The following is a 13339-nucleotide window of genomic DNA, read 5'->3' as shown; positions in this document are numbered from 1 at the left end:
CGTCCCGTGGCCGATCCTGCCCCCCGCCCCGCCGCTGCCCGCCCGCTGTCGCCGCGCGCCCTGTACCAGGACGTGGCGGAGCGGCTGCGCCAGGCCATCTTCAGCCGCGAGCTCGAGCCTGGGGCCTGGATCGACGAGTTGAAGCTGTGTGCCGACTACGGCATCAGCCGCACGCCGCTGCGCGAGGCGCTGAAGGTGCTGGCGGTCGAAGGCCTGGTGACGATGAAGGTACGGCGCGGCGCCTACGTTACCGAGATGAGCCGCGACGACGTGGCCCAGGTCTACCACCTGCTGGCGCTGCTGGAGAGCGACGCCGCAGGCCGCGTGGCCGCGACCGCGACCGACGCGCAGCGCGCCGAGTTGGTGGCGCTGCACGAGCGGCTGGAGAAGCAGGTGCGCCAGCGGGACGCCTTCTTCGCCGCCAACGAAGCCTTCCACATGGCCGTGCTGCAGATCGCGGGCAACCGGTGGGCCACCCAGACGGTGACCGACCTGCGCAAGGTGATGAAGCTCAACCGCCACCACTCGCTGTTCAAGCAGGGGCGGCTGGCGGACTCGCTGGCCGAGCACCGCGCGATCATGGCCGCCATCGCGGCGCGCGACGCGTCAGCCGCCGCCAAGCTGATGCAGGCACATTTCGACAGTGGGCTGGAAGCAGCCTCGTGAACCAAGGACCACCACGATGAAGATCCACGAATACCAGGCCAAGGAACTGCTGCGCGCGCACGGCGTGCCGGTGCCGCGCGGGCACGCCGCGTTCACGGTGCGCGAGGCCGAAGAGGCGGCACAGAAGCTCGGCGGCGCGGTCTGGGTCGTGAAGGCGCAGATCCACGCCGGCGGCCGCGGCAAGGGCGGCGGCGTCAAGCTCGCGCGCTCGCTCGACGAGGTCAAGGCACTCGCCGGCCAGATCCTGGGCATGCAGCTCAAGACCCACCAGACCGGCCCCGAGGGCCAGAAGGTCCGCCGCCTGTACATCGAGGAAGGCGCCGACATCCAGAAGGAGTACTACGTGTCGCTGGTCACCGACCGCGCCACGCAGAAGGTCGCCTTCATCGCCAGTTCCGAAGGCGGCATGGACATCGAGGAGGTCGCCCACAGCACGCCCGAGAAGATCGTCACCGAGTTCATCGACCCGCTCACCGGCCTGGGCGAGGCGCAGGCCAGGAAGATCGCCGACGCCATCGGGCTGCCGGCCAACAGCACCGCGCAAGCGATCGAGATCTTCCAGAAGCTGTACGCCTGCTACATGGACACCGACGCCTCGCTGGTGGAGATCAACCCGCTCAACCGCGACAGCCAGGGCCACCTGATCGCGCTGGACGCGAAGTTCAACTTCGACGCCAACGCGCTGTTCCGCCACCCCGAGATCGTCGCCTACCGCGACCTCGACGAGGAAGACCCGGCCGAGGTCGAGGCCAGCAAGTTCGACCTGGCCTACATCAGCCTGGACGGCAACATCGGCTGCCTGGTCAACGGCGCGGGCCTGGCGATGGCCACGATGGACACCATCAAGCTCTTCGGCGGCGAGCCGGCGAACTTCCTGGACGTCGGCGGCGGCGCCACCGCCGAGAAGGTCACCGAGGCCTTCAAGATCATGCTGAAGAACCCGGAAGTGAAGGGCATCCTGGTCAACATCTTCGGCGGCATCATGAAGTGCGACACCATCGCCGAGGGCGTGATCGCGGCATGCAAGGCGGTGAACCTGAGCGTGCCGCTGGTGGTGCGCATGAAGGGCACCAACGAAGACCTGGGCAAGAAGATGCTGGCCGACTCCGGCCTGCCCATCATCGCTGCCGACACCATGGCAGAGGCCGCCACGGCCATCGTGAACGCCGTCAAGTAAGGGACTGGAACATGAGCATCCTGATCAACAAGGACACCAAGGTCATCACCCAGGGCATCACGGGCAAGACGGGCCAGTTCCACACCAAGGGCTGCCAGGCCTACGCCAATGGCAAGGCTGCGTTCGTGGCCGGCGTGAACCCGAAGAAGGCCGGCGAGAGCTTCGAGGGCATCCCGATCCACGCCAGCGTGCAGGACGCCAAGGCGGCCACGGGCGCCACGGTGAGCGTGATCTACGTGCCGCCGGCCGGTGCCGCAGCGGCGATCTGGGAGGCGGTGGAGGCCGACCTGGACCTGGTGGTCTGCATCACCGAGGGCATCCCGGTGAAGGACATGCTGCTGGTGCGCAACCGCATGAAGGCCAAGGAGGCGGCCGGCGGCAAGAAGACGCTGCTGCTGGGGCCGAACTGCCCCGGGCTGATCACGCCCGAGGAGATCAAGATCGGCATCATGCCGGGGCACATCCACAGACGAGGCCGCGTGGGCGTGGTCAGCCGCTCGGGCACGTTGACGTACGAGGCCGTGGCGCAACTCAGCGAGCTGGGCATCGGGCAGAGCAGCGCGGTGGGCATCGGCGGCGACCCGATCAACGGCCTGAAGCACATCGACGTGATGCGCCTGTTCAACGACGACCCGGACACCGATGCGGTGATCATGATCGGCGAGATCGGCGGCCCCGACGAGGCCGAGGCCGCGCGCTGGTGCCAGGCCAACATGAAGAAGCCGATCGTGGGCTTCATCGCCGGCGTCACCGCGCCCGCGGGCAAGCGCATGGGCCATGCCGGCGCGCTGATCTCCGGCGGCGCCGACACCGCCGACGCCAAGCTCGCCATCATGGAGGAGTGCGGCTTCACCATCACCCGCAACCCCTCCGAGATGGGGCGCCTGCTCAAGAGCCTGTTGTAGGGCGCGGCGGCGTGCGCCGGTAGGCCTCGAGCTGGGTGCCCAGTTCCTGGGCGCGGCGCCGGTGGTGTTCCATCTCGCGCCGCAACGGCTGCAGCCGGGTGTGCAGCAGCACATCGCGGATGCGCCGCTGCACGCCCGGGCCGCGCAGGCGTTGTTCGATGGCGTGGAACTGGCGCCAGTGCGCCAGCGCGGCCTGTGCCGCGCCGGCGGCCTCGTGCAGGTCGGCCATCGCGGCGTGCAGGTCGGCCAGCAGTTCGGCTGCGCCCGCCGCCTGCGCGGCATCGAGTGCGCCCTGCAGCGACTGCAGCGCGGCTGCGGTGTCGCCGCGCAGGTGGTCGTTGCAGCCCAGGCCGCGCAGCGCCGCCGCTTCGAGGCGACGGTTGCCAAGCGGCGCCTGCGCCTGCAGGGCCTCGCTGAACAGCGCACGCGCCGCGTCGATCTGCCCGGCGGCCTGCTCGGCGTGGCCCAGCGCCAGCAGCGCCTCGGCGAGATCGCCGCGGTTGCCCGTGCCGCGCGCCAGCTCCAGCGCCTTCATCAGCTGCGCCCGAGCGGCATCGGCGCGGCCCAGCGCGGCCAGGGCTTCGCCCAGAGCGATGCGGCTGCTGCACTCGAAGGCGCGGTCGCGCGTGGTGCCGGCCAGCGCCAGGCAGCGTTCGAAATGGTCGGCTGCCGCGGCATGGTCGCCCGAGACAGCCAGCGCGCGGCCGATGCACAGCAGGGCATAGGCCTGCCCGCGCGTGTCGGCCAGATCGGTCGAGATCTCCAGGCTGGCCGCACCGAGTTCCATCGCGTCGGCCAGACGCTGCTGGTCGAGCAGGCTCAGCGCCAGGTTCTGCAGCGCGCCGGCTTCGCCGTTGCGGTCGCCGGTCTGCCGGTACAGCGCGAGGCTGCGGTGGTAGAGGTCGAGCGCCGTCTGGCCCGAACCGCGCCGGCTGTGCAGGTGTGCCAGCAGGTTCAGCGCCTCGGCTTCGCCGGCGCGGTCGTGCAGACCCTGCAGCAACGCCGCTGCCTGTTCCGCCTGGCGCTGGGTGCGTGCGTCGTCGTCGCCCAGGATCAGGTGGCACAGCGCCACGCGCAGCAGGCTCGTGGCCGCGGCATGCGGCAGGCCTGCGTTCCAGGCCAGCACGCAGGCGCGTTCGTTCAGGGCCAACGCGGCGCGGCTGTCTTCGTGGCGCAGGTCCCAGGCCTGCTGCAGCAGGGCATCGACGGTGGACTGCACCGCAGGATCGTCGTCGTGGCGGCTCATGGGGCAGGCTGTTCCGAGGACAGCGCCGCGAGGGCAGCAGGCTGCGCTGCCCGCAATGCGGCTGCCAGCGGGTCGCGGCTGGCCGCCAGCGCACGTTGGCGCGCGTCGGTACCGAAGGCGCTGAACGCCGGCGTGATGGTCCAGCGCTGCGCCGCCTGACCGAAGAGGCGGTGCGCCCGATCGGCGGCCGCGAGCGCGAACGACTCGCTGCACGGCATGGGCAGGTCGAGGCGGGCGCGGTCGAGCGCGCGCAGCGCGATGGTCCAGCCGCTGCCGTGCAGCAGGCCGGCGAGGTAGCCGTCGAAGGGTTGCGTGCCGGCGGCGGTGGCCTGCTCGGCGGTGTGCGCCGCCAGCGCCTCGGCGTGCTCCCAGAGGCGGGCGCCTGCGCGCGCGCTCAGCGGCCCTGGCGCAGCTTCGAACATCGGCTTGAGCACGACCCGCGCGATCACTGCCTGCAGGCCGGCGACACCGATCAGCGCGATGGCCTGCTGGAGGTCGGTGACGGCCGCCTGTGCCCGGTAGTACGGGCTGCTGGCCAGGCGCAGGACTTCGGCCGTGAGCACCACGTCCTTGGCCACCCGCTGCGCCAGCGCAGGCACAGGCAGGTCGCTCTGGCGCAGCATGGCCAGCAGCTGCGGAATGAGCGCTGCGGCGCGGGGCAGCAGCTCGTCGGGCAGCACCGGCAGGGCCAGCACCTTGTCGAGCGCATGCAGTGCACGCTGCTCGGTGTCGGACACCGGCCCGGGCCGCAGCGGCGGGCCCTGCAGCAGCCAGGGCAGGAAAGCGCCCGCATCGGCGGGCGGGGTGTCCGGCCCGCTGGTGGGGGCGCTGGCGGGGGCGTTGCGTGCCGCCGGCACTGCAGCCGGGACTGCAGGCGGGGCTTCAGACTTGCGTGGAGAGAACAGTCGCGCCAGCCAGTTCATGCTGGCGCATTCTCGCTCAGCGCTGAGCGATCGGCGTCACGTCGCGTCGCGCCGAGCCCACAAACAACTGGCGCGGGCGGCCGATCTTGTACTCGGGGTCGCCGATCATCTCGTTGAGCTGCGCGATCCAGCCCACCGTGCGCGCGAGCGCGAAGATGGCCGTGAACAGGCTGACCGGGATGCCGAGCGCACGCTGCACGATGCCGCTGTAGAAGTCGACGTTCGGGTACAGCTTGCGCGCCACGAAGTACTCGTCTTCCAGCGCGATCTTCTCCAGCGCCATCGCCAGCTTGAACAGCGGGTCGTTGTGCAGGCCCAGCGCGTTCAGCACCTCGTGGCAGGTCTCGCGCATCAGCTTGGCGCGCGGGTCGTAGTTCTTGTAGACGCGGTGGCCGAAGCCCATCAGCTTGACGTTGGAGTTCTTGTCCTTCACCTGCTTGATGAACTCGCCGATCTTCTCGACACCGCCGGCGCGCTGGATGTCCTCCAGCATGTTCAGCGCCGCTTCGTTGGCACCGCCGTGCGCCGGGCCCCACAGGCAGGCCACGCCGGCGGCGATGGCCGCGAACGGGTTGGTGCCCGACGAACCGCACAGGCGCACGGTGGACGTGCTGGCGTTCTGCTCGTGGTCGGCGTGCAGGATGAAGATGCGGTCGATGGCACGCACCAGGACGTCGTTCGGCTCGTACTCCTCGCACGGCGTCGCGAACATCATGCGCATGAAGTTCGCCGAGTAGCTGAGGCTGTTCTTCGGGTAGATGTAGGGCTGGCCGATGCCGTACTTGTAGGCCATGGCCACCAGGGTCGGCATCTTCGCGATCAGGCGGATGGCCGAGATCTCGCGGTGCACCGGGTTCGTGATGTCGGTGCTGTCGTGGTAGAAGGCCGACAGGCCGCCGACCAGGCCGGTCAGCACCGCCATCGGGTGCGCGTCGCGGCGGAAGCCGCGCAGGAAGAACTGCATCTGCTCGTTGACCATCGTGTGGTTCGTGACGAGCTTGGTGAAGTCGGTCTTCTGCTTCGCGTCGGGCAGGTCGCCCTTCAGCAGCAGGTAGCAGGTCTCGAGGAAGTCGCACTGCGTGGCGAGCTGCTCGATCGGGTAGCCGCGGTACAGCAGCTCGCCCTTGTCGCCGTCGATGTAGGTGATGCCGCTCTGGCACGACGCCGTGCTCAGGAAGCCCGGGTCGTAGGTGAACTTGCCGGTCTGCCCGTAGAGCTTGCGGATGTCGATCACGTCGGGCCCGATGCTGCCCTTGTACAGGGGCAGGTCGATGCTGGGGCTGCCGTCGGAAAACGACAGGGTGGCTTTGACGTCGGAGGGGGTCATCACGGTGGCCTTTCTTCAGCTCGGGCGGGGTGCGTTGGTGGGCGGCTCGCGCAGTTGCGCAAGCACCTCGCGCACTTCGGGGCGGTCGATCTCGGCTTGCAGTTCGCGCCGTGCGAGCAGCAGGTCGAGCAGGTCGTTGTCCGGCAGGTCCATCAGGGTCAGCAACCCGTCGGCCTGCCTTGTCGTCAGCGTCTCCTCGTGGCGGCGGAAGAAGCGCTCGACGAACAGGTCGTTCTCGAGCAGGCCGCGGCGGCAACGCCAGCGCAGCTTGCTCAAGCCCCGCTCGTCGAGGCGCTCGGACATCACACGGCTCTCCGCACCATCATTTCCTTGATCTTGCCGATGGCCTTCGTCGGGTTCAGCCCCTTCGGGCAGACATCGACGCAGTTCATGATGGTGTGGCAGCGGAACAGCCGGTACGGGTCTTCGAGGTTGTCCAGGCGCGCCTCGGTGTCCTGGTCGCGGCTGTCGGCGATGAAGCGGTAGGCCTGCAGCAGGCCGGCCGGGCCGACGAACTTGTCCGGGTTCCACCAGAAGCTCGGGCAGCTGGTGGAGCAGCTGGCGCACAGGATGCACTCGTACAGGCCGTTGAGCTCGTCGCGCTCCTCGGGGCTCTGCAGGCGCTCCTTCTCGGGCGGGCGCTGCTCGTTCACGAGATAGGGCTTGATCGAGTGGTACTGCTTGAAGAACTGCGTCATGTCGACGATGAGGTCGCGGATGACGGGCAGCCCCGGCAGCGGCTTGAGCACCACGGTGCCCGGCAGCGTGCGCATGTTGGTCAGGCAGGCCAGGCCGTTCTTGCCGTTGATGTTCATCGCGTCGGAGCCGCACACGCCTTCGCGGCAGCTGCGGCGGAAGCTCAGCGTCGGGTCGACCTGCTTGAGCTTCATCAGCGCGTCGAGCAGCATGCGTTCGCTGCCGTCGAGCTCGACCTGCAGCGTCTGCATGTAGGGCTTGGCGTCCTTGTCCGGGTCGTAGCGGTAGATCTGGAAGGTGCGGAGCGTCATGTCGGGACTGCCTTGTTCAGAACGAGCGGACCTTGGGCGGGATCGATTCCACCGTCAGCGGCTTGAGGTTCACCGGCTTGTAGTCGAGGCGGTTGCCCTCGGAGTACCACAGCGTGTGCTTCATCCACTCGGCGTCGTTGCGGCCGTTCGGGTGCTGCGGCGTGTCGGCGTAGTCGTCGACCGAGTGCGCGCCGCGGCTCTCGCGGCGGGCGGCGGCCGAGATCATCGTGGCCTGCGCGGCCTCGATCAGGTTCTCGACTTCCAGCGCCTCGATGCGCGCGGTGTTGAAGACCTTGCTCTTGTCCTTCAGCGTGATCGCCTTGACGCGCTCGGCCAGGTCCTGGATCTTCACCACGCCCTCGTCCATCGACTTCTGCGTGCGGAAGACGCCGGCGTGCTGCTGCATCGCGGCGCGGATGTCATTGGCGACGTCCTGCGCGTACTCGCCGCTGCTGCTGCCGTCCAGGCGCGCCAGGCGCGCCAGCGACACGTCGGCGGCGTCCTTGGGCAGGTCCTTGTGCGACACGCCCGCGGCGTGCGCGGCGACGATGTGGTTGCCGGCGGCGCGGCCGAACACCAGCAGGTCGAGCAGCGAGTTCGTGCCCAGGCGGTTGGCGCCGTGCACGCTGACGCAAGAACATTCGCCCACCGCGTACAGACCGTTCACCACCGCGTTGGGGTTGCCGTTCTTCGGCATCACCACCTGGCCGTGGATGTTGGTCGGGATGCCGCCCATCTGGTAGTGGATGGTCGGCACCACGGGGATCGGCTCCTTCGTGATGTCGACGTTGGCGAAGTTGTGGCCGATCTCGAACACGCTGGGCAGGCGCTTCATGATGGTGTCGCCGCCCAGGTGCGTCATGTCGAGGTTGATGTAGTCCTTGTTCGGACCGCAGCCGCGACCTTCCTTGATCTCCTGGTCCATGCAGCGGCTGACGAAGTCGCGCGGCGCCAGGTCCTTCAGCGTCGGCGCGTAGCGCTCCATGAAGCGCTCGCCGTTGCTGTTGCGCAGGATCGCGCCTTCGCCGCGGCAGCCTTCGGTCAGCAGCACGCCGGCGTTGTGCACGCCGGTGGGATGGAACTGCCAGAACTCCATGTCTTCCAGCGGGATGCCCGCGCGCGCGGCCATGCCCAGGCCGTCGCCCGTGTTGATGAACGCATTCGTGCTGGCGGCGAAGATGCGGCCCGCGCCGCCGGTGGCCAGCAGCGTGGTCTTGGCTTCGAGCAGGTGCACGTCGCCGGTTTCCATCTCGAGCGCGGTCACGCCGACGACATCGCCCTCGCTGTCGCGCACCAGGTCCAGCGCCATCCACTCGACGAAGAAGTTGGTGCGGGCCTTCACGTTCTGCTGGTACAGCGTGTGCAGCATCGCGTGGCCGGTGCGGTCGGCCGCGGCGCAGGCGCGCTGCACGGGCTTCTCGCCGTAGTTGGCGGTGTGGCCGCCGAACGGGCGCTGGTAGATCGTGCCGTCGGGGTTGCGGTCGAACGGCATGCCGAAGTGTTCGAGCTCGTACACGACCTTCGGCGCCTCGCGGCACATGAACTCGATCGCGTCCTGGTCGCCCAGCCAGTCCGAGCCCTTGACGGTGTCGAAGAAGTGGTAGTGCCAGTTGTCCTCGGACATGTTGCCGAGCGAGGCGCCGATGCCGCCCTGCGCCGCCACCGTGTGCGAACGCGTCGGAAACACCTTGGACAGCACGGCCACGTTGAGGCCGGCGCGGGCGAGTTGCAGCGACGCGCGCATGCCGGAGCCGCCGGCCCCGACGATGACGACGTCGAACTTGCGCTTGGTGATGTTGGCGAGTGCCATGATGTGTTTACAGCCTCCAGAGCACTTGCACGGCCCAGCCGGCGCAGCCGACGAGCCAGACGATGGTCAGGACCTGCAGCGTCAGCCGCGCGGCCACGGGCTTGACGTAGTCCATCCAGATGTCGCGCACGCCGACCCAGGCGTGCCAGGCCAGCGACACGATGACGACGAAGGTCAGCAGCTTCATCCACTGCGCGGCGAAGATGCCGGCCCAGCGGTCGTAACCCAGCGGGCCTGGCATCAGCAGTTGCACCAGCAGCAGCACCGTGAAGACCGCCATCAGCGTGGCGGTGACGCGCTGGCTGAGCCAGTCGCGCATGCCGTAGTGCGCACCGACGACGATGCGCTTGGAACCATGATTCGTGGCCATGTCGAAAGACCTCAGTACAGACCGAACAGCTTGGCGCCCAGCACCAGCGTGAGCAGCACGCTGGCGACCAGCGTGAAGACGGCACTGGAGTGGCCCTGCTGCTTCGTGACGCTGTGCGTGGCGTCCATCCACAGGTGGCGCACACCGGCGATGAAGTGGTGCAGGTACGCCCAGATCAGCGCCAGCACCACGAGCTTGACGAACCAGGCAGGCACGAAGCCGATGCCGGCGACGAAGGCGCTGGTGAAGCGTTCGTAGGAGATCTCGGACGTGAGGCTGACGTCGAACAGCCAGACGATGAAGGGCAGCAGCAGGAACATCACCGCGCCGCTGATGCGGTGCAGGATGGACACCACGCCCGCGGGCGGCAGCCTGTAGCGGGCGATGTCGGTGATGTGGATGTTGCGGTAGACCGGGCGGGGTGTGGTGGCCATGGGAGGGGTGTTGTCCTTGATGCCTTGTGGTCGGCGCCGCGCGTTGTACTCAGTCCGTAACCCGGAAAGAGTTTATTGCAACGCAGCAGACTTACATGGAACTGGAGGATGCGTGGTCAGTTGAGTTCGTTGCGGTAGTGGTGTGTCGCGGTGTTGTAGAGCCCGCGCCGCAGTTCGACAGGCTTGTCGCCGTAGGTGAACGATAGTCGCTCCACCGACAGCAGAGGTGCGCCTTCCGGCAAGTCCAGGATGGCAGCTTCCTCCGGGCCGGCGGGCACGGCGCGGATCTTCTCTTCGGCGCGGATCATGCGCACGCCGAACTCGGTCTCGAACAGGCTGTACATCGGCCCGCGGTAGCCGCCGAGCTTCTCGGCGGTGAGCCCCTTGAACAGGTTGCCGGGCAGCCAGATGTCGTCGAGCACCACGGGGCGGCCGTCGCTCAGCAGCAGCCGGCGCAACTGCACCGCGGCCTCGCCGCCCTTCAGCTCCAGCGCCCGCGCCACGTCCATCGGCGCGCGCATGCGGCGGCAGTCGAGCAGGCGGCGCTGCATGCCCGGGGCCACGCCCTCGTCAGGCTTCAGGCGCAGGAAGCGGTACTGCGTGTTCTCTTCGGCGTGCGTCGCGACGAACGTGCCCTTGCCCTGCCGGCGCACCAGCAGGTTCTCGGTGGCGAGCTCGTCGATGGCCTTGCGCACCGTGCCCTGGCTGACCTTGAACCGGGCGGCCAGCTCGATCTCGCTCGGGATGGCTTCGCCGGGCTTCCACTCGCCCGACTGCAGGCTGCGCGTCAGCAGATCCTTGATCTGCTGGTACAGCGGCAGGAACGACGGGGTGGGCGCGGCGAGCGCGGAATCGGTCATGCGCCCTATTGTCTTACATAAGACATAAGACATGTGTCAGGCTGCCAAAGCTAAAATCACGGGCTGCCCGGTTTTGCCGTTCCCTCCCCTCCTTCCCCCCCTCTTCAGGAGACTTCCCCATGAGCAAGAAGCCCGTCCGCGTGGCCGTCACCGGCGCTGCCGGCCAGATCGGTTATGCCCTGCTGTTCCGCATCGCCTCGGGCGAAATGCTGGGCAAAGACCAGCCCGTCATCCTGCAGCTGCTGGAAGTGCCGGTCGAGAAGGCCCAGGAAGCGCTGAAGGGCGTGATGATGGAACTGGAAGACTGCGCCTTCCCGCTGCTGGCCGGCATGGAAGCGCACAGCGACCCGATGACCGCCTTCAAGGACACCGACTACGCGCTGCTGGTCGGCGCCCGTCCGCGCGGCCCCGGCATGGAACGCGCCGACCTGCTGGCCGCCAACGCGCAGATCTTCACCGCGCAGGGCAAGGCACTGAACGCCGTGGCCAGCCGCAACGTGAAGGTGCTGGTGGTGGGCAACCCGGCCAACACCAACGCCTACATCGCGATGAAGAGCGCGCCCGACCTGCCGCGCGAGAACTTCACCGCCATGCTGCGCCTGGACCACAACCGCGCGCTCAGCCAGATCGCGGCCAAGACCGGCAAGCCGGTGGCCAGCATCCAGAAGCTGGCGGTGTGGGGCAACCACAGCCCGACCATGTACGCCGACTACCGCTTCGCCACCATCGACGGCGCCTCGGTGAAGGACATGATCAACGACCACGTCTGGAACAAGGACACGTTCCTGCCCACCGTGGGCAAGCGCGGCGCGGCCATCATCGCTGCGCGCGGCGTGTCGTCGGCGGCGTCGGCAGCCAACGCCGCCATCGACCACATGCGCGACTGGGCGCTCGGCACCAACGGCGCCTGGGTCACGATGGGCGTGCCCAGCAACGGCGAGTACGGCATCCCGAAGGACGTGATGTTCGGCTACCCGGTCACCTGCGAAGGCGGCAAGTACCGCATCGTCGAAGGCCTGGCCATCGATGCCTTCAGCCAGGAATGCATCGACAAGACGCTGGCGGAACTGACCGGCGAGCAGGACGGCGTCAAGCACCTGCTCTGACCGGCGCGCTGGTGCGCCGCAGCCGGCGCACCAGCGGCCACAGCCAGATCGCCAGCGTCAGCGCCCCCAGCGCGGCGGCGATCGGGCGCTCGAAGAACACCAGGAAGTTGCCGTCGGCCTTGACGAGGCTGCTGAAGAAGTGCTCTTCGAGCATGGTGCCCAGCACCACGCCCAGGATGGTGGGTGCCACCGGGAAGCCCCAGCGCTCCATGTAGAACGCGGCGACGCCGGCCACCAGCATCACGACGACGCCGAACACGGTGTTGTTGATGGCGAAGCTGCCGACGATGCAGAACAGCAGGATCAGCGGCATCAGCACCCGCGCCGGGATCCGCAGCACGCGCTTGGCGGCCTTGATCGCCATCCAGCCCAGCGGCAGCATCAGCAGCTGCGCCAGGATGAAGACGATGAAGACGGCGTAGATGTTCTGCGGGTTGTCGACGAACAGCGTCGGCCCCGGGTTCATGTTCTTCAGGTACAGCACGCCGATGGCGATGGCGGTGATCGAATCCCCCGGGATGCCGAACACCAGCGCCGGGATCCACGCGCCGCCCAGCGCCGCGTTGTTGGCTGCGCCCGACTCGACGATGCCCTCGACGTGGCCGGTCCCGAACTTCTCGGGTTCCTTCGAGAACTTCTTCGACATCGCGTAGCTCATCCAGGCCGCGATGTCGGCGCCCGCGCCGGGCAGCGCGCCGACCGCCGTGCCCAGCATCGAGCCACGCAGCAGCTGCTTCGGGTACTTCTTCAGCAGCGCCCAGATGCCGCTGAAGACGTTGCCGAACGGCCGGTCGATGGCCATCACCGGCTGGTTCGTGCGCACCGCGAAGCGCAGCACCTCGGAGATGGCGAACATGCCGATCATCAGCGGGATCAGCGAGATGCCGCCCATCAGCTCGGCGTTGCCGAAGGTGTAGCGCGGCGCGCCGGCCGGGTTGTCGAGGCCGACGCAGGCGATCAGCAGGCCCAGCAGCAGCGACACCATGCCCTTCAGCGGGTCGCTGCCGGCGATGAAGATGGCGCAGGTGAAGCCCAGCATCACGAGCCAGAAGTACTCGAACGAGCTGAACTTCAGCGCCACCTCGGCCAGCGCCGGCGCGGCGACGATCAGCACCAGCACGCCGAAGATGCCGCCCAGCACGCTGAACACCAGGCCGGCGCCGAGCGCCAGCTCGGGCTGGCCGCGCCGCGTGAGCTTGTAAGCCTCGTCGGTGTAGGCGGCGCTGGCCGGCGTGCCGGGCATGCGCAGCAGCGCGCTCGGGATGTCGCCACTGAAGATGGCCATCGCGGTGGCCGTGACGATCGCCGCCACGGCCGGCACCGGCGGCATGAAGAAGGTCACCGGCACCAGCAGCGCCGTGGCCATCGTGGCCGTGAGGCCGGGGATCGCGCCCACGAACAGTCCGTAGACCGCCGAGCACAGGATCACGGCCAGCACGTAGGGCTGGAAGACGAGCCCGAAGGCGGTGAAGATGGCGTCCATCGGGCAGGGTTCCGGCTGTGGGGTC

General features: G+C 68.5%; 14 protein-coding genes. 4 read left to right on the top strand and 10 right to left on the bottom strand.

Translation table 11 applies throughout. The features are described from left to right. Positions 1-6 precede the first annotated feature (6 nt). The 3 genes from ACPOLB_RS21265 to sucD are packed head-to-tail and all read left to right on the top strand — an operon-like array spanning position 7 to position 2748. The gene (locus ACPOLB_RS21265; protein WP_425258042.1) at positions 7-666 is read left to right on the top strand and encodes a GntR family transcriptional regulator; all 660 of its coding nucleotides are present in this window, start codon (positions 7-9) and stop codon (positions 664-666) included. A gap of 16 nt (positions 667-682) precedes the next feature. Continuing rightward, positions 683-1843 (top strand): ADP-forming succinate--CoA ligase subunit beta, encoded by a 1161-nt coding sequence (sucC, locus tag ACPOLB_RS21260; RefSeq protein WP_425256807.1) that lies wholly within the window; start codon positions 683-685, stop codon positions 1841-1843. An 11-nt stretch (positions 1844-1854) separates the two neighbouring features. Beyond that, entirely contained in the window at positions 1855-2748 is an 894-nt protein-coding gene (sucD, locus tag ACPOLB_RS21255; RefSeq protein WP_425256808.1) for a succinate--CoA ligase subunit alpha, read from the top strand. On the opposite strand, the gene ACPOLB_RS21250 is transcribed toward sucD, so the two are convergent. The 9 genes from ACPOLB_RS21250 to ACPOLB_RS21210 all read right to left on the bottom strand — a co-directional run bounded on the left by ACPOLB_RS21250 (position 2732) and on the right by ACPOLB_RS21210 (position 10725). After that, the gene (locus tag ACPOLB_RS21250) at positions 2732-3994 is read right to left on the bottom strand and encodes a tetratricopeptide repeat protein (protein ID WP_425258041.1); all 1263 of its coding nucleotides are present in this window, start codon (positions 3992-3994) and stop codon (positions 2732-2734) included. The genes sucD and ACPOLB_RS21250 overlap by 17 nt on opposite strands. Beyond that, complete coding sequence (locus ACPOLB_RS21245) at positions 3991-4917, bottom strand: HDOD domain-containing protein (protein ID WP_425258040.1); 927 nt, start codon at positions 4915-4917, stop codon at positions 3991-3993. Before ACPOLB_RS21245 ends, ACPOLB_RS21250 begins: the two co-directional genes overlap by 4 nt. Positions 4918-4933: 16 nt before the next feature. After that, positions 4934-6244, bottom strand: coding sequence for a citrate synthase (gltA, locus tag ACPOLB_RS21240; protein WP_425258039.1), 1311 nt, complete (start codon positions 6242-6244; stop codon positions 4934-4936). A gap of 15 nt (positions 6245-6259) precedes the next feature. Then, entirely contained in the window at positions 6260-6547 is a 288-nt protein-coding gene (locus ACPOLB_RS21235; protein ID WP_425258038.1) for a succinate dehydrogenase assembly factor 2, read from the bottom strand. Beyond that, positions 6547-7251 carry a succinate dehydrogenase iron-sulfur subunit gene (locus tag ACPOLB_RS21230; protein WP_425258037.1) on the bottom strand — a complete coding sequence of 235 codons (705 nt, stop codon included), beginning with the start codon at positions 7249-7251 and terminating at the stop codon, positions 6547-6549. Before ACPOLB_RS21230 ends, ACPOLB_RS21235 begins: the two co-directional genes overlap by 1 nt. Before the next feature lie 16 nt (positions 7252-7267). Then, positions 7268-9061: a succinate dehydrogenase flavoprotein subunit gene (gene sdhA, locus ACPOLB_RS21225; RefSeq protein ID WP_425258036.1), complete on the bottom strand. Its 1794-nt coding sequence runs from the start codon at positions 9059-9061 to the stop codon at positions 7268-7270. 7 nt (positions 9062-9068) lie between these two features. Further along, positions 9069-9431: a succinate dehydrogenase, hydrophobic membrane anchor protein gene (gene sdhD, locus ACPOLB_RS21220; RefSeq protein ID WP_425258035.1), complete on the bottom strand. Its 363-nt coding sequence runs from the start codon at positions 9429-9431 to the stop codon at positions 9069-9071. A gap of 11 nt (positions 9432-9442) precedes the next feature. Continuing rightward, positions 9443-9865: a succinate dehydrogenase, cytochrome b556 subunit gene (gene sdhC / locus ACPOLB_RS21215; protein WP_425258034.1), complete on the bottom strand. Its 423-nt coding sequence runs from the start codon at positions 9863-9865 to the stop codon at positions 9443-9445. Positions 9866-9981: 116 nt separating this feature from the next. Next, positions 9982-10725, bottom strand: a complete 744-nt coding sequence (locus ACPOLB_RS21210) for a GntR family transcriptional regulator (protein ID WP_425258033.1) — start codon at positions 10723-10725, stop codon at positions 9982-9984. Between the two features lie 119 nt (positions 10726-10844). On the opposite strand from ACPOLB_RS21210, the gene ACPOLB_RS21205 reads away from it, so the two are divergent. Further along, positions 10845-11831, top strand: a complete 987-nt coding sequence (locus tag ACPOLB_RS21205; RefSeq protein ID WP_425258032.1) for a malate dehydrogenase — start codon at positions 10845-10847, stop codon at positions 11829-11831. Here ACPOLB_RS21205 and ACPOLB_RS21200 read toward each other — a convergent pair. Then, the gene (locus tag ACPOLB_RS21200) at positions 11815-13314 is read right to left on the bottom strand and encodes a tripartite tricarboxylate transporter permease (RefSeq protein ID WP_425258031.1); all 1500 of its coding nucleotides are present in this window, start codon (positions 13312-13314) and stop codon (positions 11815-11817) included. The genes ACPOLB_RS21205 and ACPOLB_RS21200 overlap by 17 nt on opposite strands. Positions 13315-13339: the final 25 nt, after the last annotated feature.

Source organism: Rubrivivax soli, from assembly GCF_049810355.1.
Classification (GTDB): Bacteria; Pseudomonadota; Gammaproteobacteria; order Burkholderiales; family Burkholderiaceae_C; genus Rubrivivax.
This window is presented reverse-complemented; position numbering and strand designations above follow the sequence as displayed.

What these genes read in the sequence shown, in the direction of transcription:
- sucC (WP_425256807.1), top strand. Translation starts at nt 683, where the DNA reads ATGAAGATCCACGAATACCAGGCCAAGGAACTGCTGCGCGCGCACGGC.
- sucD (WP_425256808.1), top strand. Translation starts at nt 1,855, where the DNA reads ATGAGCATCCTGATCAACAAGGACACCAAGGTCATCACCCAGGGCATC.
- ACPOLB_RS21250 (WP_425258041.1), bottom strand. Translation starts at nt 3,994, where the DNA reads ATGAGCCGCCACGACGACGATCCTGCGGTGCAGTCCACCGTCGATGCC.
- ACPOLB_RS21245 (WP_425258040.1), bottom strand. Translation starts at nt 4,917, where the DNA reads ATGAACTGGCTGGCGCGACTGTTCTCTCCACGCAAGTCTGAAGCCCCG.
- gltA (WP_425258039.1), bottom strand. Translation starts at nt 6,244, where the DNA reads ATGACCCCCTCCGACGTCAAAGCCACCCTGTCGTTTTCCGACGGCAGC.
- ACPOLB_RS21235 (WP_425258038.1), bottom strand. Translation starts at nt 6,547, where the DNA reads ATGTCCGAGCGCCTCGACGAGCGGGGCTTGAGCAAGCTGCGCTGGCGT.
- ACPOLB_RS21230 (WP_425258037.1), bottom strand. Translation starts at nt 7,251, where the DNA reads ATGACGCTCCGCACCTTCCAGATCTACCGCTACGACCCGGACAAGGAC.
- sdhA (WP_425258036.1), bottom strand. Translation starts at nt 9,061, where the DNA reads ATGGCACTCGCCAACATCACCAAGCGCAAGTTCGACGTCGTCATCGTC.
- sdhD (WP_425258035.1), bottom strand. Translation starts at nt 9,431, where the DNA reads ATGGCCACGAATCATGGTTCCAAGCGCATCGTCGTCGGTGCGCACTAC.
- sdhC (WP_425258034.1), bottom strand. Translation starts at nt 9,865, where the DNA reads ATGGCCACCACACCCCGCCCGGTCTACCGCAACATCCACATCACCGAC.
- ACPOLB_RS21210 (WP_425258033.1), bottom strand. Translation starts at nt 10,725, where the DNA reads ATGACCGATTCCGCGCTCGCCGCGCCCACCCCGTCGTTCCTGCCGCTG.
- ACPOLB_RS21205 (WP_425258032.1), top strand. Translation starts at nt 10,845, where the DNA reads ATGAGCAAGAAGCCCGTCCGCGTGGCCGTCACCGGCGCTGCCGGCCAG.
- ACPOLB_RS21200 (WP_425258031.1), bottom strand. Translation starts at nt 13,314, where the DNA reads ATGGACGCCATCTTCACCGCCTTCGGGCTCGTCTTCCAGCCCTACGTG.